The organism is Nocardia sp. NPDC058499, from assembly GCF_042719915.1.
In the GTDB taxonomy this organism is placed as follows: domain Bacteria; phylum Actinomycetota; class Actinomycetes; order Mycobacteriales; family Mycobacteriaceae; genus Nocardia.
In genome coordinates, this window is record NZ_JBHXMZ010000002.1 from 62,986 (window position 1) to 84,966 (window position 21,981).

Below are 21,981 nucleotides of genomic sequence, written 5' to 3' on the forward strand. Positions count from 1 at the left end.
CCAGAGATTCAGGAGAGACGTCGTGACGAGCATGTGGGGCGCACCGTTGCGCACGCGATGGCAGGGTTCCCGGCGCCGGGACCCCGGGCAGGCCCGTTTCCTCACCCGCGATTCGCTGCGCTGGGTCCTGGCCAACCGTGCCTACACGCCCTGGTACCTGGTGCGGTACTACCGCCTGCTCAAATTCCGGCTGGCCAACCCGCATGTGATCCTGCGCGGCATGGTCTTCCTCGGTAAACGAGTGGAAGTCCACGCCACCCCTGGGCTGGGCCGGCTCGAGATCGGGCGCTGGGTCCATATCGGCGACGGTAACGCCATCCGCTGCCACGAGGGTTCGCTGCGGATCGGCGACAAAGTGGTGTTCGGCAAGGACAACGTGGTCAACACCTACCTCGATATCGAGATCGGCGAATCGACACTGGTCGCGGACTGGTGCTACATCACCGATTTCGACCACCGGATGGATGACATCACCATGCCGATCAAGGACCAGGGCATCGTGAAGAGCCCGGTACGGATCGGACCGGACACCTGGATCGCCGCCAAGGTGACCGTGCTGCGCGAAACCCGGGTCGGGCGGGGCTGTGTCCTGGGCGCGCATGCCGTGGTGAAGGGTGAGATCCCGGACTTCAGCATCGCGGTCGGTGCCCCCGCCCGGGTGGTGAAGAACCGGAAATCGACCTGGGAGGCCGGCGCCGCCGAACGCGCCGCCCGGGAGGCGGCGCTGGCCGATATCGAACGGAAGAAGAACGGGGTCGCACAGGACGCGTAACCGGCCCGGCCCGCCGCCTTGGTCGAGGCTACGGCGATTTCAGCGATTCCATCTTCTTCACGATTCGCTGCACGGTGAGCCAGGTCCGGGTCGTGATGTTCTTCCCGTAGTTCCGTTCCAGCCACATCATGAAATTCGGGGTGTTCGGCGCGGAGTTGTCGATGATGGAGAGAAAGGCCCGCGTCTGCTCGTCGTAGCCGACGACCTTCGTACGCGGGTCGGTATCGGCGGGCATTTCGACGCGGGAGTGGGCGCCGTCCTTGAAGAAAGTCACGGTCAGGTAGGTTTCGCGGCCGTGGGTGTAACCGGCGAAGGGGTCGCGGTCCAGCAGGGCGCGTAGTTCGGCATGGTCGCGGATAAGCGTGCCGCCCGCGATCCCGAGTTCGGCGTTCAGAGCCTGCTGGATACGCTCCTCGAGCTCCGCGCCGGGGGCCTGCTCGGTGGCGAATACGATATTGCCGCTGGACAGCACCGACGCCACCGATTCGAAGCCGAGCCCGGTGAACACACCACGCAACTTCTCGTTGCTCATATTCGGATTGCTGGGCATGATGCCGCGTAGCAACGCCGCGTACCTGGTCATGGGCAGACCGTACCCCGGCGCCCCGACATCTTCCGGGGCCTGTGCCGGTGTCCTGCCCACGAAACCACGGGCAGGGCAACTCGGGGCTGGGCGGCGACCGGAATCGGCACTACGTTCGCTGCTGATCGGTACGCTCCGGTCAGGAAGGAAGTAATCATGCGTCGTACTCTCCGGGCCGGCCTGCTGGCAGCGGCCCTGTTCACGATCCCGGTCGCCGGCGCGGCCACCGCCTCGGCCGTGCCGCTCGTCCCGCAGGCCCAGCCCGCCGTCGAGCCGGAGGCGTCCGAGGACATCGGGCTCGTCTGCACCATGCAGTACCCCCCGTCCCCCCTCTGCTTCTTGTCGTCGCTGTCGGCCTCGATTTCGGGACCGTCCACCGCGGGCTGACCCCACCGCCGAGACGACCCCGGGGCTGTTTTCACCTTCCCCGGGGCGTTTCGGCGGTCGACGACCGGCCCTCCTCTCGTATGCCGTAGCCGCTCCCGAAACGCAATTCGCTCCTCCCCGTTTCATATTGCGATCTCATGGCTACTCCAACAGCCTGGGCGGATTTGCCTACGATGGCTGCATTGATCGATATCGTCCAGCAGTTCACCCGGCCCGCTCCGAGCGCCGGTTCACACTGTGGCACCGGCTACCGATATGCCGGATATCGATTGCCGAACGCGGGAGGGGCGATGCCAGGAGAAGGCCCGGTACTGCATGGGCTGGAACCGATCACCGGCCAACTGATCGAACAGTTGGTCCAGCGGCCGGACGGCCGGAGCAGATTGCTGCCGGTGGTGGTCGCGGTGGGGCCGCCCGGGAGCGGGAAAACCGTTCTGCTGCACTCGCTTGCCCAGCGCTGCGCGAAACTCCCACTCGCCCACGTAGATCTGGGCCGGGGTGACCGCGCGCCACGCGAGATCTTCGGCGAACTCGCCTTCGAACTCGGCCGCAAACGCGCACAATTCGGCAGTATCACCTTTCCGCAGTTGTGGCTGTGTGTCGTGGCGGTCGGCAGCACGCTGCATATGCAGGCCGACAACCGTCGGGCGGCGCTACAGAGCCTGCGTCAGGTCGTCTCCAGCGCCCAGCCGATGGAGGCGCGCAGTCAGAGCGTCGCCGATATCCTCGAGGCCGCCGGTCAGGTGCCCGAAGGTTTGTCGCCGTGGGTGGGTATGGCCGTGGAAAGCCTGCTGCAGAGCCTGAACCGGCTCAGTATCAGGCGCCGTATCAAGCGCGGACCACGGCTCACCGGCGAACAGGTCGAACGCGACGATATGCTGATCGACCTCGCCAAATGGGCACACGGCGACGACGAATCCCGCGCCGAGGCCGACGCCATTTTCGGGATGGCATTCCTGCACGATCTGCGGCACGCCTACACCGGTATGCGGGGTACGGGGCGCACCCTCAATTCCATACTGCTGCTGGACAATGCGCACAGCCCCTCCGGCCGGCATTTTCTGCAGACCCTGCGCGAAGCGCGGCGGCGCAACGGTGCCGAACCGGATCCGCTGGTGGTCGTCGCCACCAGCGCGCAGTGGCTGCCCGCCTGGAGCGAATGCTGGCACCGTCCCGGCATGCACCGCTTCAGCGATATCACCGAACGCCGCGAACCCGAACACCGGACCGGCGGTCTCGAATGGCCGGAACCGCGTACCCCACCCGATATCTACACCGACTGGGCGTCCGCAGATAATCCGGCAGCGTCTTGGTTTCCCTGGTACCTGGTTGATCTGAGCCGGTTGAGCGCGCAGACCACCGGTGATCTCGCCGCCGACCAGCGGATGCGCTCGGTGCCCCGGGTCGCGGATTTCGTCCGTGCCCTCACCGGGGGGAACGCCGCCGCAACCACCGATGTCCTCGCCGCGCTGGGGCAGACCGGTGAGGACGATCCACTCGCCTGCGCGCGGACCGTCCTCACCAGTGCCGTAGGCACTCACCACGATCCCCTGCAGGAACCGGTCGACGCGCCCGGCACCGTGCTGGAGCGGGCCCGCGAACGGTTGCTGGCGGATTTCGCGGCCCCCGAGAGCTTGCGTGATCTGGTCACCGCCGCCGCCGGACGCACCGTGGATGTGCTCTATCAGCGGGAGATCCTGGATTCCGCCCTGCCGGACGGAGAGGCTCTGCTCCAGGAACTGCGCAACCGGCTGTGGATCCGGACCACCGGTGGGCCGGAACCGGAGATGGTGCTCGATACCTGGCTGCGCCGGATCCTGCTCTGCGAACTCGCCGACCGCGAAACAGACGATCCCCGGAACTGGGACGCCACCCATATGATCTGCCGGGATGTCTACCGGCGCAAATCCGAGGAAGGCGAGGCGGCAGCCGAAATAGCGGCCGCCTACCACGATCTCGCGCTCGGTGAACTCGGCGCCGCCATCGAATACCTGGAACGGCCGTTCCTGCCCGGGCAGGCCGAGTTCGGTCACACCGCCGCCACTGCATGGCTGTCCGATCTGGATCTGGTCACCTCGGCCCCACGTCGCCCGGACGCCGACGAGAATCCGTTCACACAGGTCGAGACGATCGTCCGGAACAACGGTCTGGAGCCCGAACACGAGATGGCGTGGCTGATCGCCGCGCTGTGGGTGTCCAACGATCCACTGGGCGATCCGCAACGGACCCTCGATCGCACCATCGAGAACGAATTTCGGCAGCTCGCCCGCGGTCTCGGCCGCGGGGCGCTGCTGCTGTATGAACGAGCGGAGAGGTATCGATGACCACCTTGATCCAGCCGCCACCTCCCAGCTATCGGAAATGGTGGTGGGTTCCCGCCGCACTGTTGGTGGTCGCCTTGGTCGTCGCCGCGGTGATCGTGCTGCCCGATCTCTTCCGCGAGGACATCGGCTGCGAGGACGGCGCCGTACGGAACGAGAACGGCCAATGCGTCAGGCTCAGCGACGGTAGCGTGAGCTTCGATACCGAAATCGACGATCTCGTACAGCGCATCGACGACGAGAACACGGCCGTCGTAGAGGAGGGGGAGCCATGGGTGAGCGTCGTATTGCTGACGCCGATGACGGCCGGCAACAACGAAGACGGCTTCGTCACGATGGCAGGTATCCGGCATCGGCTGGCGGGCGCACATCTGGCCCAGCTCGCCGCGAACGAGACCAGTGCAAGCCCCCAAATCCGGTTACTACTGGCAAACCCGGGCAGTGATTTTTCCTCGTGGGAATCTGTGGTCGAGGAGATACAGAACCGCCGCGCGGACGAGAATATCGTCGCGGTCACCGGGATCTCGTTCAGTCTCGAGAACGCGCTCGACACCATCGAACAGCTCACCGGTCCGCCCCCTGAGCAAAAGCCGATAGGGGTGATCGCCTCCACCCTCACGATCGATGACCTTCCGACAACGCGCGGGTTCCTGAAGGTTTCGCCACCCGCCGAGGAGCACGCGCGGGCCGCCGCGGAATACCTCGCCGACCACGACGAACGGATCATGATCGTTCGCGACGACAACGAAATAGACCACTACGGCCGCACCCTCGCCGATGCCTTCGAAGCGCAATATCCCGACGATTCGCAACGATTCGCGGGGCGACCACAGCCCTACAATGCCCAATTCGGACACGTAGCGAACGCGTTTCGCACCATCATGCACAGTGTCTGCAATCAAAAGCCGAGTACCATCTATTTCGCCGGACGAGGTGCCGACGCCCTCGAATTCCTCAACGAACTCGCCCAGCGCGAATGCCGCGAGTTACCGATCCAGGTGATCACCGCAGACGATATGCCGTACCACCAGCTCTCGGAGAGCCTCGCAGGAAAGGCGCTCGACGGGGCCAACATCACGGTGCGGTACACCGGACATGTACACCCCGATGCCTGGCACGAAAACCCCGGCGGTTTCGACTTGTACGCGGTCGACCAGTTCTCGCCCGGATGCGAAGGTCCGATCTGCTACTCCGAATTCTCCGATGGCGGTGTGCACGATTTCGCAGCCGTTATGGAATATGACGCCGTGAAAACGGCCGTCCAGGCGATCCGGAACGCATCCGGGCCGCACCACACCCCCGTGGACTCGGACGCTGTTCTTCAGGCGATGATACAACTGCACTCGGCCGTGGCGTTCGACGGCGCCAGCGGGAGACTCGACTTCGATGACAAAGGGCAGCCGATAAATAAGCCCATTTTGATCCTGGAGGCGCAGAACGGTGCGCCACCGCTCTATCTCGAATCACGGTAGCGGACCGGAGTAGCCGCCGACGCGGGTGGACGGTTCAGCATCCGGGCGGGGCCGCGCGCGTATCCGGTGGCACCGCCTCGGCAGCGCGGCGCGCGAGACGTTCGGTCAGGCGATCACGGGCCGCCGGCCATTCCTCGGCGAGGATCGAGTAGATCACCGTATTGCGGCGGCTGCCGTCCCGCCGCAGGGCGTGCTGCCGCAGAATGCCCTCCTGCGTCGCGCCGAGCGCGGTGACGGCTGCGCGGGAAAGCGTATTGCGGTCGTCGACGGTGAATTCCGCCCTATGGGCTGCGAGGGTGCCGAAAACGTGGTCGAGCAGCAGTAGTTTCGCTTCGGGATTGATCACGGTGCCGCGGACTCGGCGCGAGTACCAGGTGAAACCGATGGTGACCCGCCCGTGCTGTACATCCATGTTGTAGAGCGAGGTGGTGCCGACGATCCGGTTGTCACGCAGGTCGACCGGGACGAGCACCTGGCGACCGCTGGACAGGGCATGGGCCACGGTTTCGGCGGAGGGCGGTTGTGATTCGATGCCCTCGGGGAAGTAGCGCAGGGTGTCGGGGTCGTCGTGGGCGGCAGCCAGATCCTCGGCGTCGCCGGGTTCGAGAGGGCGCAGCAGCACATGGTCGCCGCGTATCCGGGGTGGGTGCTGCCAGAACTCGCTTCGCATGGCACTCCTCGCGTCGGTTACCGCTTGTCTACACCGGCAACAGTGGTCGGCACCAGTGTGTTTCAACTGGTCGTGCGCACACCGAGGGCCGATCCAGTTCGCCGGCCCGAAAACGGCCGCACCGGCACAGCCGAAGGTATCGCCCGGACCATCGGTCCGGACGACAAGACAAGCCGTGTCAGCCGGCACGAGCCCGAATTACGGGAATCATCGCACCGGCGCCGGACGGTTCATCGGGAAGCACGGCACAGGAAGACTGTTGCGGTGCGGTCGATCCGGGTGATCACCAGCGTGTAGGGCCGGCACCCGGTGGGCTTCAATCGCCGCCGCAGCACATCCGGGTCGATATCCACACCTCGAACCAGGATTTCGAGGGCGCCGCAGTCGTGGCGGCGCAGTTCGGTCCGCAGCGTCTTCTCGCGGAACTCGAGCCGATCGATGATCCGGAACCCGCGGACACCGGCGGGCAGCCGGTCGCCGGTGAGATAGGCGATGCGGGGGTCGAGCTGCCACAGGCCGTGGCGGGCCGCGTAGTGCCGGACGAGCCCGGCGCGGACCACCGCACCGTCCGGGTCGATGATCCACTCCCCCGGCGCCCGCTCCGGGATCTCGTCGGGCTCGGCGTCGGTCAGGGTGGTAACCGTGCCCGAGCCCGTGAGCACCGTGGCCCGGCGGGTGACGCCCGGTTCGCTCAACCCCGCCGACCACAGACAGGCTTCGCGGACCGCCCCGTCCAGCGATACCACCTCGATCTCACCCGCCCAGCCGAGTCGATCGAAATCCAGTCCGGGCGCGCACTTCACAGCGATGTCCCGGCCGGGATAGGCGGCCAGCAGGTCCGGCAGCGGTGGTTGCAGAGCGGCCGGGTCGAAGGTGCGCTTACCACCCGCCCGGCGGGCCGGGTCCGCGATGATCACCGTGCCGGCGGTACACGGCACCAGCGCATCGGCCCGGACGAGGAGCGTGTTCGTCGGTATCCCTCCCGCCCCGGCGAACGACACCGCTCCCGGCCCGTCGGCAGGCGCTGTGCCCGCCGCGGTGCACGGCACTGCTCCCAGCGCGTCGACAGGTGCCGTGCCCACCGCGGTAGGAGGCACCGCGGTCGATCCCCCACGATTGTTCGGGAGTTCGTCGGCTGCCCCGGCCGGTTCCACTGAGTGCGGCCGGGCACTGGACCCGGTTGACGGCGACCACGCCGCATCCGGTACCGCCGAAGCCGACTCGTCCCTGCGGAACTCCTGCCCGGTACCGGGCCACGCCGCCGGCCCGGGCCCCCACCGGACATCCGCCGGAGACACCGGGCGGGACAGATTGTGCCGTGCCATCGCGAGTCTCACCTGGTCCAGATCGCTGCCGACAACCCGTGGGCAGACCCGCGCCAGCTCGACCAGTTCCGCCCCGATCGAGCAGGTCACATCGTGTACATCGCGACCCGCCAGGCGGGCGGCGCGATGCCGGGCCACCAGAGTCGGGGTGGCCTGCTGGAGCGCATCGTCGGTGAACAACCAGTTCTGCGCCCCGGACAGCTTGGCGGCTGCCCGGCGGCGCAGGCGCACGGTTTCGATCAGCGCGGGCGCCCGGTCCCCGTGCGCGCGGCGCACCGCCGCCACATCGTGCAGCTGGGAGGCCGTCGTGAGCTCCAGCTCCGCGACCTCGGCCAGCGCGGCCGCGCCCGGCGGCGACGCCAGGAAGGCGATATCGGCCGCGCTGAAGCCGTACCCCATCTACTTGCCGGCGGCCGGCTTCACCCCGGTGATCATGGCGTTGTAGAAGAACTGGCGCGGAACCACGCGACGCATCACGTTCTCGTCCACCCAGCTCAGCCCGAGCCATGCCCGGTACATCGCCATCCGGTAACCGAACGTGAGTTTCTCGTCCGGTACCGCGGCCTCGAAGGTGCGTACCGGCCAGCCCCACAGGGCGGCGGCGAACTCCTCGGTATGCGCGGCCACGTCCACGGCGCCCGCCGAACGGGCCATATCCTCGAGCTGGGTGGGGTCGAAGGTGTGCAGATCGACCACGGCCTCCAGGGCCGCGGCGCGCGACGATTCGTCCAGTTCTTCCTGGGGCCGGCGCCAATCCCGCAGGAAGGGGAGCTTGGTGATCGCGGTGGTGGCCTTCCAGGTGATGTTGCCCAGATTGCGGGCGTAGAAGTTGCCGACGGTGGTGGGTTCACCGGCGAAGACGAAACGGCCGCCCGGCTTCAGCACGCGCAGGCATTCGCGTAGCGACTGCTCGACGTCCGGGATGTGGTGTAGCACCGCGTGACCGACCACCAGATCGAAGGTGTCGTCGTCGTAGGGGATGGTTTCCGCGTCCGCGACCCGGCCGTCCACATCCAGACCCAGGTTCTCGGCATTACGCAGCGCGACCTTCACCATGCCGGGCGACAGGTCGGTCACCGAACCGGTCTTCGCGATACCGGACTGCATCAGGTTCAGCAGGAAGAAACCGGTTCCGCAGCCCAGTTCCAGGGCCCGCTCGTACGGCAGATCCGCCTCGCCGACCGCCGCGTCGAACCGGCCGCGGGCGTATTCGATACAGCGTTCGTCATAGGAGATCGACCATTTGTCGTCGTAGGTCTCCGCTTCCCAGTCGTGATAGAGCACCTGGGCGAGCTTGGTGTCCTCGAATGCTGCTTCGACCTCCGCGGCGGTGGCGTGCGGATGTGGTGCGGGGTCGTCGGGGCGTACCGTCATGGTCGGAGAGCCTATCCTTTGCTTCGGGGTGGCTTGATACCACCGGGTGGGTCCGGGTGGTCCAGGCCTCGTTCAGGCGCCGGTGAACTCCGCGAACCCCGGCCCGTCCTGCAGGTAGGACCGTGTTCCCAGGCGCTGGTCGGCGGTATCGAACAGGTGTGCCCATTCGGTGCGGGCCCGTTCGTGGCCGTGCGGTCCCGCCTCGAACACCGCTTTGGCGGCCGCCAGCGCACGGGCCGGGCCGGTGCTGAACTGCCGGGCCCAGGCGATTGCCGAATCGAGCACATCGTCGGGTGCGACCACCTGATCCACCAGACCCAGCCGCGCGGCCTCGCCGGGTTCGACGAAACGCCCCGTGTAGACGAGGTCCTTGGCGGCACCCGGGCCGATCAGCATCGACAGCTGCCGGATGCCGGCGAGCGGGATCATTCCGGTGCCGATCTGCGGAAGTCCGAGTTTGACGTTGTCGCCGATGATTCGCCGGTCCGCGCCCAGGGCCAGTTCGAGCCCGGCGCCGAGCGCATACCCGCTGATCGCCGCGACTGCCGGTTGCGGGATGCGGGCCAGGCAGCCCAGTGCCGTCTGCAGATCGGCGGCCATGGCAGTGGCCTGTTCCGCCGGTAGGGCGGCGAGTTCGGCCAGGTCGTCACCCGCACAGAAAACCCGCTCGTCGCCGTAGACCACCAGCGCCGCGATCCCGGAATCCGCGCCACAGGCCTCGGCTGCCGCGGCGATCTCCCGGATCAGCTGGGTGCCGAACAGGTTCAGCGGCGGCCGGGCGATCCGCAGCACCGCCACGCAGCGGCCGGAACCGCCCGTGTGGTCGGGTTCGAGCCGGGACAGGGATACGAATTCGGCCATGAGCCGATACGCTACCGGGCGCCCGAACCGGCGCCGCCGCGCCCGGAGCCACCCAGCAGCGAGGGATCGGTATCGCGCATCCCCTTCGAGCCCTGCAGGCGGGACGTATCCGGTATGTCGGCGAAATAGCTCATGTTGTCGGGGAATTGCAGCAGCATCTTCCCGTCCACGGGACCGAATTCCGGCTGGATAGGTTCGATCGGGGGTTCGGCGGCGAGGATCTCCGCAGTGTCGGAGAATGCGCCGAGCGAGGTCAGCTGCGACCAGGTCGGAGGCAGCAGGACCTGTTCGCCGGCTTTCCAGGTGGCCAGCGCGGCGGCCGGGGTGGACCAGTGCACGCCGTCGGATTCCGAGGTCGCTCCGTCGGCCAGCTGGCCCGCGGGCAGCATCGCGACGAAGAAATGGGTGTCGTAGCGGCGTCGCTCCACGGTCGGGGTGATCCACCGCGCCCACGGCCGCAGCAGATCGGCGCGCAGGACCAGCTTCTCCTCGGCCAGGAACTCGGCCAGCGTCAGGTCCCGGCCCTCGATCCGCTCGCGCTGCCGACGGTAACCGGCGGTATCCGCGACCACGGTGTCCGCGGTGGGGCCGGCCAGCAGCACCCCGCATTCCTCGAAGGTCTCCCGCACGGCCGCGCAGACGAGTGCCTTGGCCCGCGCCTCGGATACCCCGAACCGCTGCCCCCACCAGCTCGGTGCCGGGCCGGCCCAGTCGATATCGACCTCCGCGTCGACCGGATCCACCCGGCCACCGGGAAAGGCTGTCATCCCGGCCGCGAACTCCATCGCCCCGGCCCGCCGCTGCAGGAATACCTCCGGGCCGGCCGCGCCGTCACGCACCAGCATCACCGTCGATGCATCCTTGGCTTCGGGCACCTCGCTGGAATCCGGCACAGTCGTCTCACTCACCCCTGCACAGTAACTCTTGTCCTCCGCCGACCACGATCGCCCACCACCAGCGCCGGGCCCGAGTGGCCGCGCGCGTGGGGCACCGCTGAACTCGGCGCCCCACCGGGCGCTCCGGTTCGGATACCGCCCGGCCGGTCCACATCCGACTCCAGCCCGTTTCTCCGCATGCGATCAGGCAGCCTCCGTGGTTCGGGGCCCGTCTCGTTCTGGAGCGACAGAGCGCGGGAGCGAAGCGGAGGAGCGGCGGAGTGAAGAACTAGACCAATAGGGCCCCGAACCCGCGCCGCCGGAGGCGGCGCCATGGATACAGCTCAGCGGGAGCGGTGGCGGCCGAGGCGGCGGGCGCGACGCGCGAAATAGCGGTCGTCGATACGGTCCAGGGCGATGGATTGACGGAACGCCTCGCTGAGGTTCTCCGCGGTCAGCACCTCGTCCAGCAGGCCCTGGGTGACGATTTCACCCTCACTGAGCAGCATGCAGTGGGTGAAACCGGGCGGGATCTCCTCGACGTGGTGGGTGACCAGCACCAGGGCGGGCGAGTCGGGGTCGGCGGCGAGATCGCCGAGGCTTTCCACCAGTTCCTCGCGACCCCCCAGGTCCACACCGGCGGCCGGTTCGTCGAGCAGCAGCAGCTCCGGGTCGGTCATGAGTGCGCGCGCGATCAGCACCCGTTTGCGTTCGCCCTCCGAGAGCGTGCCGTAGGTGCGGTCCAGAAGGTGTTCCGCGCCCAGGCTTTCCAGCATATCGATCGCGCGGTCGGTATCGACATCGTCGTACTTCTCGCGCCACCGGCCGAGTACCGCGTACCCCGCGGAGACGACCAGATCGGCGACCCGTTCCTCGGCGGGGATCCGGGCCGCCAGCGCCGCCGAGGACAGGCCGATCCGCGGCCGCAGCTCGCTGATATCCGTCCGGCCCAGGCGTTCGGCCAGCACGTAGGCGGTTCCGGAGGAAGGATGGGCTTCCGCGGCCGCGATCTGCAGCAGCGACGTTTTACCGGCCCCGTTGGGCCCCAATATCACCCAGCGTTCGTCGAGTTCGACCTGCCAGGTGACAGGCCCGACGAGCGTATGCCCGTTGCGGCGGATGGAGACGTCGGTGAAGTCGATGAGCAGATCTGGATCGGGGTGCGCCACGGCCTCCATCTTGTCTCGAGACATCCTCGGCCGCGGCACCGGGCACGCTACCGCTGATCGAGTCGCGCCGGGCGGGTGGCGATCACCGTGGTCGAACCGGGGGCCACCTCGGTGAAACCCGCATCACGTACGGCGGTCGCCGCGCTACGCGCCACCGCGGTGCGCAGCATCTCCCATTCGTCGGGCTCGGCTTCGCGGACCGCGCAGGCGAATCCGCGCTGCGCCCAGGCCCGCGCCTGCTCCACGGGCAGCGCGCCGGCGAACAACATGCTCGCATGCCCGACCTGCGCCGCGGCCTTACCGACCGTCATCCCCAGCGCGGCATTCACCCAGAACACCGGCACATCCAGCGGAACCGGGCCCGGATCGTCGGATTCCAGGTCGGTGCCACCGATCTGGAGCCGCCGGATCCGCGGATCCACCGACCCCACCGGTCCCGGCACCAACGCCCGCACCAGCGCACCACCGCTTTCGACGGTCACCCCGGGCACCTCGTTCGCGGCCGCCCACTGCGCACCCCGCGCCCGCCGGGCGACCTTCCGGATCCGCGACCGCTTCCACGCCAGATACGGCTGCTCCCATTCGCCCGCGGAACCCACCCGCGGATCAAGGCACAGCGCCACCGCCGCACCGGCCGCGGCGGCGAGCAGATCGCTGCGCGCGGGCGGATCGGTCTTGGGCAGATGCAACACCATCTGCATGGCCTGCACCTGGGCGGGATCGTCGGGGTCGCCCGAGCCCCCGTACCCCGCGGCGAGTTCCGCGTGGCGCTCGGAAAACCCTGGGTCACCGAAGATATCGGCCTCCGGGTCCGGCGGCAGGTCCCCCACCTCGTCCCATTCGTGACCGCCTGCCACCATATTCCCGCCGCTATCCGGCAGCATCACACAAAGCCTCCAAGCACCCGACCAACACCGGTCGACAGCCTACCTACGCATCCGCGCCCCGCCCGCCGTGGACCTGCTTCCGCAATCCCCTCCGGCAGCGCAGCAGGTACGCACCGCCCGACCGACGTCACGCGTCCAGCAGCATCGAGCTCGCGAGACATTCCGAGACTCGTCCAATCGAGCGACCACACCGAACCGCGCTCACCGCCGGACATCGTCGAATGTGCAGAAGCTCCGCCCCGGACTCCCACGCAACCACCGACCCTGGACTCCCACGCAACCACCGATCCCGGACTCCCACGCAACCACCGGCCCCGGACACGTCACCACCAGCCCCGGACACCCACGCAACCAACGGCGGTGCCGAGTTCAGCGAGGCCCTGAAAGGTTTCGGCCCGTCCATGCTTTCCGCCCGCGAGACAATGCGGCGCAGCCGCGAGTATCGCGGGCGGAAAGCATGGACCTGAAGGGCCGAACCCCGCGGCGCCGCAGGCGCCGCCAAAAAACACAGCTACCCCAGTGGTACCCGTCGTAGCAGCCCGTCTTCCGCGTCTGCGGCCTCCACCTCGTCGCGGGTGACCCCGAGGATGAACAGGACCGCGTCGAGGTAGGGATGCGACAGGGCCGTATCGGCGACCTCCCGCAGCGCCGGTTTGGCGTTGAACGCCACACCCAGACCCGCCGCGTTCAACATATCGATATCGTTGGCCCCGTCGCCGACGGCGACCGTCTGCTCCATCGGGACCCCGGATTCGGCCGCGAACGCCCGCAGTGCGGTCGCCTTGTAGGCGCGGTCCACGATCTGCCCGACCACCCGGCCGGTGAGTGTGCCGTCGACCACTTCCAGCACATTGGCCTGTACGAAGTCGAGGTCGAGTTCGCGGGCGAGCGGGTCGATCACCTGCCGGAATCCACCGGAGACCACACCGCACCGGAAACCGAGACGTTTCAGGGTCCGAATGGTTGTGCGCGCCCCCGGTGTCAGGGCGATGGTCGCCGCGACCTCCGCGATCACCGATTCGTCCAGCCCGGCCAGGGTCGCGACCCGCTGCCGCAGCGATTCCGCGAAATCGATGTCACCGCGCATCGCCGCCTCGGTGACTGCGCGCACCTGCTCTTCCACACCCGCGTAGGCGGCCAGCATTTCGATGACCTCCCCCTGGATGAGGGTGGAATCCACATCGAACACGATGAGCCGTTTGGCCCGCCGTGCCAGCCCGGCCCGCTCCACCGCGATATCGACGCGCTCGGTGACCGCGACCTCGGCCAGCGCCGTCCGCAACTGCGAATCGGTATCGCCCGCCCGATCGGGGGCGGTGACCATGAGCTCCATCCCGGTGACCGGATAGTCGGCGATCCCGCGAATCAGATCGATGTTCACACCGAGCGCGGCCAGCTCCCGCGATACCGCGCTGAACGCCCGCGCCGTCACCGGCGCGCCCAGCACCACCACGGCATGCGTGGAAACAGGGGCCCGGGCGGCATCGGCACCGGCATTCACATCGACCTGCATGCCGACGGTGTTCATCGCTTCTTCGAGCTCGTCCTGCAAAGCCTCGGGATCAGAGGGGCAGCTGACCAGCACGCCCAGCGTGAGCCGGCCGCGGATCACCACCTGCTCGATATCGAGCAGACTCACCCGATGCCGCGACAGCGCGGTCAACAACACCGACGTCACGCCCGGACGGTCGGGCCCGGTAACGGTGACGAGAACGGTCGTCTCGGCCAAAACCTCTCCTGTATTCATCCGCGTCGCCTCCGGGATGCGCAACGCTACGCCGGTCGCAGGACCGAAAACCCCACCACAATCTAAGCGCAAGCCCCGCCGAAAGTTCCCCCCACCCCACCCGATACCGCCCGCCCATGGCCGAACCGCCCAACCACGGCGCCGAGTTCAGCGAGGCACCTGAAAGGGTTTCGGCCCGTCCATGCTTTCCGCCCGCGAGACAATGCGGCGCAGCCGCGAGTATCGCGGGCGGAAAGCATGGACCTGAAGGGCCGAAACCCCGCGCCGCCGAAGGCGGCGCCAAAAGACACAGCCCGCCGACCTGGGCCGACGGGCTGTGTCTGTGTACTGCGGGAGCGGGTCAGGATTTGACCAGCTTCTTCTCCACGTCGGGATCGTGGTGTTTGGCTCCACCGTTGAATCCGACGTGCGCTTCCTTGCGCATCCGCTCGATCATATGCGGGTAGTGCAATTCGAAGGCGGGACGTTCGGACCGGATCCGCGGCAGTTCGTAGAAGTTGTGCCGCGGCGGCGGGCAGCTGGTGGCCCATTCCAGCGAGTTGCCGTAACCCCACGGATCGTCCACCGTCACCACTTCGCCGTAGCGGTAGCTCTTGAAGACGTTCCACAGGAACGGCAGCATCGAGGCGCCGAGGATGAAGGCGCCGATGGTGGAGATGGTGTTCAGCGTGGTGAACCCGTCACCGGCCTGGTAGTCGGCGTAGCGGCGGGGCATACCTTCCGCACCCAGCCAGTGCTGCACCAGGAAGGTGAGGTGGAAGCCGAGGAAGGTGGTCCAGAAGTGCCATTTCGCGAGGCGTTCGTCCAGCATGCGGCCGGTCATCTTCGGGAACCAGAAGTAGATACCGGCGTAGGTGGCGAACACGATGGTGCCGAAGAGCACGTAGTGGAAGTGCGCGACCACGAAGTAGGAGTCGGTGACGTGGAAGTCCAGCGGCGGGCTGGCCAGGATGACACCGGACAGACCACCGAACAGGAAGGTGACGAGGAAGCCCACCGAGAACAACATCGGTGATTCGAACGTCAATTGCCCCTTCCACATGGTGCCGATCCAGTTGAAGAACTTCACGCCGGTCGGGACCGCGATCAGGAAGGTCATGAACGAGAAGTACGGCAGCAGGACCGCGCCGGTGGCGTACATATGGTGTGCCCACACGGCGATGGACAGGGCCGCGATACCGAGGGTCGCGTAGACCAGGGTGGTGTATCCGAAGATCGGTTTCCGGCTGAACACCGGGAAGATTTCGGAGACGATGCCGAAGAACGGCAGCGCGATGATGTACACCTCGGGATGCCCGAAGAACCAGAACAGGTGCTGGTAGAGCAGGATACCGCCGGTGCCGGGGTCGTAGATGTGGCCGCCGAGGTGGCGGTCGTAGGCCAGACCCATCAGGGCGGCGGTGAGCAGCGGGAACGCGAGCAGCACCAGCACGCTGGTGACGGCGATGTTCCAGGTGAAGATGGGCATCCGGAACATGGTCATGCCCGGAGCGCGCAGGCAGACCACCGTCGTCAGCATGTTCACACCACCGAGGATGGTGCCCAGACCGGAGACGGCCAGGCCCATGATCCACAGGTCGGTGCCCACGCCCGGCGAATGCAGGATATCGGTGAGCGGCACGTACGCCGTCCAGCCGAAGTCCGCGGCACCGCCGGGGGTGATGAAGCCCGCGGTCGCCATGGTGGCGCCGAACGCGTACAGCCAGTAGCTGAAGGCGTTCAGTCGCGGGAAGGCGACGTCGGGGGCGCCGATCTGCAGCGGCAGGATGATGTTGGCGAAACCGAACACGATCGCGGTCGCATAGAACAGCAGCATGATCGTGCCGTGCATGGTGAACAGCTGGTTGAACTGCTCGGGCGAAAGGAACTGCAGGCCTGGGCGAGCGAGTTCACCACGCATCATCAGTGCCATCAGGCCGCCGATGAGGAAGAACGCCATCGAGGTGGTCAAGTACATGACACCCAGGACCTTCGGGTCCGTGGTTGTCACCGCCTTGTATATGAACGACCCCTTCGGCCCCAATCGTGCCGGAAATGGCCGAGTCGCTTCCACCCCCTGCGGGACTGGCTTGGGCTCTACGGCAGTCACTGATCCTCCTGAAGGTGCCTTTAGGGTCGCTCCGCAGGCTCCACTGTTTGCCCGCTGCCCCGTCGCGCGGGACAGCCAACGGTTAGCTTGCGCTTCTCGAATCGTAAACCGTCCGCCGAGCGGCGACCGAACGGGTCCTACTCTGTGTCGTACTACCGGCTCCCCGAGGCCCCCGCAACCCTGGCCCGCCAACAGCACACCGGCCCACCGGTACGTCGCCCCACCGCCCCTCCGAACACCGAACCGCAACCCCACCCGCCAGGGCACAAGAACACCCGGCCCACCCCAAAGGTTCGGGGCCCGTCTCGTTCTGGAGCGACGGAGCGGGGGAGCGAAGCGGAGGAGCGGAGGAGTGAAGAACGAGACCTCTGGGGCCCCGAACCCCGCGACGCCGGAGGCGGCGCCATGACACAGCATGTACCCTTCCCGGCATGCCGGTGAGCCCTGCTGTCCGTACCCCAGCCGTGCGCAAACCCCGGAACTCCACCCGGGTGCGCCGCGCCCACCGGTTCGTGGGCGCCGCGCTCGCCTGTATCGCGGTGGCGGTGGCCGGTTGTGCGAGCCAACCCGATAACTCGGCGTCGATCGTCCGCACCACCACCAAGATCGCCGGCGCGGGCGTGGTGGGGATCGAGCGGGATACCTCACAGGCCTGTTCCCTGCCCACTCCCGCCGATCCGGCCGACGGCCCCACTCGCACCGTCCGGCATGCCTCGGGGGATTCGCGGGTTCCGGCCGATCCGCAGCGGATCGTGGTGCTCGGCACCTCCGCGCTCGATGCGACCTGCGCCGTGGGCCTGTGGGAGCGGGTCGTCGGCGCCACCACCGTGCCCGGTCCGTCTCCCCAGCCGGGATACCTGGGGTACGGGGTCCTGGAGGTCCCCGGCGTCGGTCTCGCCACCGATCCCGACCCCGCGCTCATCGCCCAGCTGGATCCCGATCTCATCATCGGCGAGGTACCGGCCGGCCGGGCCGACTACGCCGCCCTGAGCGATATCGCCCCGACGGTCCTGATCGGCACCGACAAGACCTGGGAGGAGCAGTTCAGCGCGTTCGCGGGTGCCATGGGCCGCGCCACGGCCGGGCGGGAGGCGCTCGACAACTACCGCACCGAGGCCGCCGATACCGGTAAATCCATCAATGCGGCGTTCACCGAGGCATCCCTGGTCCGGTTCACCGCCACCGGCAGCGAGATCATGGGCAGTGAAACCTTCGCGGCGCAGGTCCTCGCCGATACCGGCGCGCAGCGACCGGCCGCGCAGCGCGACGAATCGGAACCGCTGGACGAATCCGATCCCGTGGCCGCCGAGGGCGATCTCATCTATGTCATGTTCGCCGGCCCGGAGGGGCAGGAGCACGGCGAATCGGTGATGCGTTCGCCGGAGTGGAAAGAACTCGGTGCGGCCACCGACGGCCGCACCTTCGTGGTCGACGACGCCCTCTGGCACACCACGGGCCTGACCTCGGCGCGTGCGGTACTCACCGATATCCAGGACAGCCTCAACTCCTACGTGATGGAGTGAGCCCGGCGCCGAATTCCCGTTCGCAACCTCCCCGAGACCATCTCGGAATACCGAAATCGCAGGTGAGAGCGTCTGACGCCGGTACCGTCGAAGTATGGGCGCCGGTGGTGATCGCTCACTCGGTTACCGGTTGAGTATCGGGATCGCCATCGGAGTGGCGATCGGGATCCCGCTCGGCCTCGCGGTCCTCGGCAATCTTGCCCTCGGGGTGGGTCTCGGTATCGGTTTCGGATTGGCCTTCGGCCTGGCCATGTCCCCCTCGTCCTCGGGCGACGACGGCTCCGGCGGGCGGCACAAGCCCCCCGGCGACGACTGAAGTACGCTCGGCGACGCCTGCGGTCACGGCGCGCCGAAGTTCCGCTCTCTAGCGCATCCGACGCGCAGAACACAACTTGTGGTACCGCTTGGCAATCCACCCCCAAGGGATAGTGGCTATTCGCCGTCTCAGGGGTAGTGTTACGGCACGCGGAGCGCTGGCAGTCAGTCGTAGTCGGAGTCGTTGGGAAGGGCGTGGAAAAAGCATGAAGCTCATCGATCGGGTTTCGGCCATCAACTGGAATCGGGTACCCGACGAGAAGGATGCCGAGGTCTGGGATCGGCTCACCGGTAACTTCTGGCTCCCCGAGAAGGTGCCGGTATCCAACGACATCCCGTCCTGGGCCACCCTTACTCCCGACGAGAAGCAGCTCACCATGCGGGTGTTCACCGGGCTCACCCTGCTGGACACCATCCAGGGCACGGTCGGCGCGGTCAGCCTCATCCCCGATGCGCTGACCCCGCACGAAGAGGCGGTGCTCACCAATATCGCGTTCATGGAATCGGTGCACGCCAAGAGCTACAGCTCGATCTTCTCCACGCTGTGCTCCACCCGGGAGATCGACGATGCCTTCCGCTGGTCGGAGGAGAACCGCAACCTTCAGCGCAAGGCGGAGATCGTCCTCGACTACTACCGCGGCGACGACCCGCTCAAGCGCAAGGTCGCCTCGACGCTGCTGGAGAGCTTCCTGTTCTACTCCGGTTTCTATCTGCCGATGCACTGGTCGTCGCGGGCCAAGCTCACCAATACCGCCGATATGATCCGCCTGATCATCCGGGACGAGGCGGTGCACGGCTACTACATCGGCTACAAGTACCAGCGCGGCCTCGAGCAGGTCACCCAGGCCGAACGCGACGAGCTGAAGAACTACACCTTCGAGTTGCTGTTCGAGCTGTACGACAACGAGGTCGAATACACCCAGGACCTCTACGACGAGGTCGGTCTCACCGAGGACGTCAAGAAGTTCCTCCGCTACAACGCCAACAAGGCGCTGATGAACCTCGGCTACGAGGGCCTGTTCCCGAAGGACGAAACCGAGGTCAACCCGGCGATCCTGTCGGCGCTGTCCCCCAACGCCGATGAGAACCACGACTTCTTCTCCGGCTCGGGTTCCAGCTATGTGATCGGCAAGGCCGTCAACACCGAAGACGACGACTGGGATTTCTGATCCCCGCACACCGGCACGGGCATCCGAGGAACTCGGAACCGTGCCGGTGACCTTCGGATCGTCGGACTACGTGCGGTGGCCGGTCGACTCCCCCGCCGCGGCGGGATCTCGTCGTCGTCCGGGTTTCGGGGTGACGCCGGCTCAGCAACAGTGCCCCGGCCGGAGTGACGGCCTCGTGTGACGGGTTGCCGGATGCGTCCGTGACGGGTGCGGGGCCGGCATTACGCCATGGGATCAGGGCGAGCACGATGCTGACGGGACGGCGGCTGTCGCCCGTAACCGCTACGCTGCCGGAGCGGGCCGCATCGGACGGCTCGATCCGGTCGGGGCGCGGATGCGGCGCCCGAGTTCGAGGAGCGCGCGATGGCAGGCGATACCGTAAAGATTCCCGGTTGGCTGAAACCCATGAATCGGGCGATGGTCGCCGTCAGCCGGGTGGGGGTCGCGCTGCCGATGGCGTTGCTCACCGTTCCGGGCCGCAAATCGGGCAAGCTCCGCACCACGCCGGTGACACCGTTCGAATACGACGGCGCCGAATACGTTCTCGGCGGTATTCCCGGCGCCGACTGGGTGAAGAACGTCCGGGCCGCCGACACCGCGGAACTGAAGATCGGGCGGCGGAAGCGGACGGTGCGCCTGGTGGAGGTCCCGGCCGCCGACAGCGAGCCGGTGCTGCGGGAGTTCCCGCGGCTGGTGCCCACCGGTGTCCCGGTCATGATCAAGTCCGGGGTCGTGACCGGCGACGACCCCGACGAATTCGCCGCACTGGCCGGCCGGTGCACGTTGTTCCGTATCGAGGACGCCTGACACCCTCTCCTCGCGAGCGCGCCTGCCGGTTCGCGCCCCCTACTGCGCGACCCGGCAGGTGTCGTCGACCGGCCGCGTGATCGACCAGTACTGCTCGAACCGGCACGCGGCGATCTTCCATCCGCCGTCCTCGACAACGTATTCGTCGTCGTACTCCCCGGTCATCACCGTCTCGGTGTTCTCGATCAGGTTCACCTGCCGGAATTTCAGCGTCCATTTCCCCGAGGCGCGCTCCGTGTCGTGGACGGTGATATCGGGATGGGTCCCGTGATGCATATCGAGGATCACGTTCTTCCCGTCGACCTTCTGCAACGCGATCTTCTCGAACACCGCCGCCATACCGTCGGCATCGAACGAGCCGAGCGCCCCGTAGTCGACCGCAGCGCCCGCGGCGACGAAACACTCCCGGAAAGCCTTCGGGTCCTTGGCGTCACACGCCCGCAGGTAACGGTGCTTGAGAGCCTTGATCGCCTCGACGGCCTCCAATCGCGCCAGCCGCTGCGCCAGATCGGTTTCCTCGGATTGCGGTAGCGGTGCAGGCGACATAGGGGCCCTCCTCGGACAAGGGTCAGGCGGCCGACGGAATCGGCGGGCTGAGCGGTTCGGTCCTCGCGCAGTGTAGCTCCGCGCCTCGACGCTCAGTGCTGTTCGGTCTCGGCACCTACAGTCCGCGCCCACGACGCGAGGATCTGCAGACGCTGGGCCGAGGGTGAGCCGGGTTCGGGCGTGTAGATCATGAGAATGAGCCCCGGTTCGGCCGTGATGGCGAGTTCCTCGTAGGCCAGCACCAGTTCGCCCACTTCGGGGTGGCAGAACCGTTTGGTACCCGACCCGTGGGTTCGGACATCATGGGTACCCCAGAGACGGCGGAAAGTTTCGCTGCGTGTGGACAATTCGCCGACGAGGTCCTGTAGTTCGCGGTCGTGCGGATCGCGGCCCGCTTCGGTCCGCATGATCGCCACGCACATTTCGGCGAACAGGTCCCAATCCGGATAGAAGTCGTGGGCTGCGGGGTCGAGGAACTGGAAGCGCGCGAGATTCGGTATCCGCCCGGCGGAACCGAGCAGCGGAGAGTAGAACGCACGTCCGAGTTCGTTGGTCACCAGGAGGTCCTGCTGCGGGTTGCGGACGAAGGCGACGGCGTCGCGGATGCTGTCCACCGCCCACTGCAGGCTCGGCCGCGCGGCGGCGGGTTTGGTCGCGCGGCGACGAGGGCGCCCGGAGATGGGGATTCCGTCCGCGGCGCGCGCGAGGTCGAACAGGTGGGCGCGTTCGGTGTCGTCGAGTTGCAGCGCCCGGGACATGGCATCGAGTACGGATGCCGAAGCGCCCGCGATGGCGCCGCGTTCCAGTTTCGCGTAGTACTCGACGCTGACCCCGGCCAGCGCCGCCACTTCCGATCGGCGCAAGCCGGGCACCCGGCGATTCGGTGCGGCCGGCAGCCCCGCGCGTTCCGGGGTGATCTTGGCGCGCCGCGACATGAGGAACTCGCGCACTTCCTGCCGATTACCCATAGCCCCAGCGTAGGGGCGTGCCGACGCTACTGGGGTGCCCTGCCGGTACACGTCTCGAGGGAGACTCCCCGGATCGCCGCAACCGGGGTTGACTGGCACCACCGGTGAACATCCGTTGCCG

The 21,981-nt window shown here is 67.3% G+C and carries 20 protein-coding genes; 8 read left to right on the forward strand and 12 right to left on the reverse strand.

Translation table 11 applies throughout. From position 1 onward, the window contains the following. The first annotated feature begins 22 nt into the window (after positions 1–22). Entirely contained in the window at positions 23–772 is a 750-nt protein-coding gene (locus ACFWPH_RS05370; protein ID WP_378748302.1) for an acyltransferase, read from the forward strand. Between the two features lie 28 nt (positions 773–800). Here ACFWPH_RS05370 and ACFWPH_RS05375 read toward each other — a convergent pair whose 3' ends face one another. Continuing rightward, positions 801–1,355, reverse strand: a complete 555-nt coding sequence (locus ACFWPH_RS05375; protein WP_378748303.1) for a DUF1697 domain-containing protein — start codon at positions 1,353–1,355, stop codon at positions 801–803. 156 nt (positions 1,356–1,511) lie between these two features. Between ACFWPH_RS05375 and ACFWPH_RS05380 the strand changes: the two genes are divergently transcribed. The 3 genes from ACFWPH_RS05380 to ACFWPH_RS05390 all read left to right on the forward strand — a co-directional run bounded on the left by ACFWPH_RS05380 (position 1,512) and on the right by ACFWPH_RS05390 (position 5,535). Then, on the forward strand, positions 1,512–1,742 hold the full coding sequence (locus ACFWPH_RS05380) for a hypothetical protein (protein ID WP_378748304.1): 231 nt from the start codon (positions 1,512–1,514) through the stop codon (positions 1,740–1,742). 290 nt (positions 1,743–2,032) lie between these two features. Beyond that, entirely contained in the window at positions 2,033–4,066 is a 2,034-nt protein-coding gene (locus ACFWPH_RS05385) for a hypothetical protein (RefSeq protein WP_378748305.1), read from the forward strand. Further along, positions 4,063–5,535 (forward strand): ABC transporter substrate-binding protein, encoded by a 1,473-nt coding sequence (locus ACFWPH_RS05390; RefSeq protein WP_378748306.1) that lies wholly within the window; start codon positions 4,063–4,065, stop codon positions 5,533–5,535. Before ACFWPH_RS05385 ends, ACFWPH_RS05390 begins: the two co-directional genes overlap by 4 nt. Positions 5,536–5,569: 34 nt before the next feature. Here the strand turns inward: ACFWPH_RS05390 and ACFWPH_RS05395 are convergent, their stop codons facing one another. The 9 genes from ACFWPH_RS05395 to ctaD form a co-directional block, all read right to left on the reverse strand. Continuing rightward, positions 5,570–6,205, reverse strand: a complete 636-nt coding sequence (locus ACFWPH_RS05395; RefSeq protein WP_378748308.1) for a GNAT family N-acetyltransferase — start codon at positions 6,203–6,205, stop codon at positions 5,570–5,572. A 230-nt stretch (positions 6,206–6,435) separates the two neighbouring features. After that, positions 6,436–7,929: a class I SAM-dependent methyltransferase gene (locus ACFWPH_RS05400; protein WP_378748309.1), complete on the reverse strand. Its 1,494-nt coding sequence runs from the start codon at positions 7,927–7,929 to the stop codon at positions 6,436–6,438. Then, positions 7,930–8,904 (reverse strand): class I SAM-dependent methyltransferase, encoded by a 975-nt coding sequence (locus tag ACFWPH_RS05405; protein WP_062979783.1) that lies wholly within the window; start codon positions 8,902–8,904, stop codon positions 7,930–7,932. Positions 8,905–8,976: 72 nt separating this feature from the next. Then, the gene (locus tag ACFWPH_RS05410) at positions 8,977–9,765 is read right to left on the reverse strand and encodes an enoyl-CoA hydratase-related protein (protein WP_378748311.1); all 789 of its coding nucleotides are present in this window, start codon (positions 9,763–9,765) and stop codon (positions 8,977–8,979) included. Between the two features lie 11 nt (positions 9,766–9,776). Then, positions 9,777–10,610: an NUDIX hydrolase gene (locus ACFWPH_RS05415; protein WP_378749391.1), complete on the reverse strand. Its 834-nt coding sequence runs from the start codon at positions 10,608–10,610 to the stop codon at positions 9,777–9,779. Between the two features lie 374 nt (positions 10,611–10,984). Next, on the reverse strand, positions 10,985–11,818 hold the full coding sequence (locus tag ACFWPH_RS05420) for an ABC transporter ATP-binding protein (RefSeq protein ID WP_280460827.1): 834 nt from the start codon (positions 11,816–11,818) through the stop codon (positions 10,985–10,987). A 38-nt stretch (positions 11,819–11,856) separates the two neighbouring features. Next, positions 11,857–12,693 carry an aminoacyl-tRNA hydrolase gene (locus ACFWPH_RS05425; RefSeq protein WP_378748312.1) on the reverse strand — a complete coding sequence of 279 codons (837 nt, stop codon included), beginning with the start codon at positions 12,691–12,693 and terminating at the stop codon, positions 11,857–11,859. A gap of 514 nt (positions 12,694–13,207) precedes the next feature. Then, positions 13,208–14,425: a phosphoserine phosphatase SerB gene (gene serB, locus ACFWPH_RS05430; protein WP_378748313.1), complete on the reverse strand. Its 1,218-nt coding sequence runs from the start codon at positions 14,423–14,425 to the stop codon at positions 13,208–13,210. 358 nt (positions 14,426–14,783) lie between these two features. After that, entirely contained in the window at positions 14,784–16,532 is a 1,749-nt protein-coding gene (ctaD, locus tag ACFWPH_RS05435; protein WP_280417039.1) for a cytochrome c oxidase subunit I, read from the reverse strand. 431 nt (positions 16,533–16,963) lie between these two features. On the opposite strand from ctaD, the gene ACFWPH_RS05440 reads away from it, so the two are divergent. The 4 genes from ACFWPH_RS05440 to ACFWPH_RS05455 all read left to right on the forward strand — a co-directional run bounded on the left by ACFWPH_RS05440 (position 16,964) and on the right by ACFWPH_RS05455 (position 20,346). Continuing rightward, complete coding sequence (locus ACFWPH_RS05440; protein ID WP_378748315.1) at positions 16,964–18,055, forward strand: ABC transporter substrate-binding protein; 1,092 nt, start codon at positions 16,964–16,966, stop codon at positions 18,053–18,055. A gap of 94 nt (positions 18,056–18,149) precedes the next feature. After that, complete coding sequence (locus ACFWPH_RS05445) at positions 18,150–18,371, forward strand: hypothetical protein (protein ID WP_378748316.1); 222 nt, start codon at positions 18,150–18,152, stop codon at positions 18,369–18,371. A gap of 205 nt (positions 18,372–18,576) precedes the next feature. Beyond that, positions 18,577–19,539, forward strand: coding sequence for a class 1b ribonucleoside-diphosphate reductase subunit beta (gene nrdF, locus ACFWPH_RS05450; RefSeq protein WP_280416452.1), 963 nt, complete (start codon positions 18,577–18,579; stop codon positions 19,537–19,539). A 363-nt stretch (positions 19,540–19,902) separates the two neighbouring features. Continuing rightward, positions 19,903–20,346, forward strand: coding sequence for a nitroreductase family deazaflavin-dependent oxidoreductase (locus ACFWPH_RS05455; protein WP_378748318.1), 444 nt, complete (start codon positions 19,903–19,905; stop codon positions 20,344–20,346). Positions 20,347–20,385: 39 nt separating this feature from the next. On the opposite strand, the gene ACFWPH_RS05460 is transcribed toward ACFWPH_RS05455, so the two are convergent. Further along, positions 20,386–20,892, reverse strand: a complete 507-nt coding sequence (locus ACFWPH_RS05460) for a nuclear transport factor 2 family protein (RefSeq protein ID WP_378748320.1) — start codon at positions 20,890–20,892, stop codon at positions 20,386–20,388. 92 nt (positions 20,893–20,984) lie between these two features. Beyond that, positions 20,985–21,860, reverse strand: a complete 876-nt coding sequence (locus ACFWPH_RS05465; protein WP_378748322.1) for a helix-turn-helix transcriptional regulator — start codon at positions 21,858–21,860, stop codon at positions 20,985–20,987. Positions 21,861–21,981: the final 121 nt, after the last annotated feature.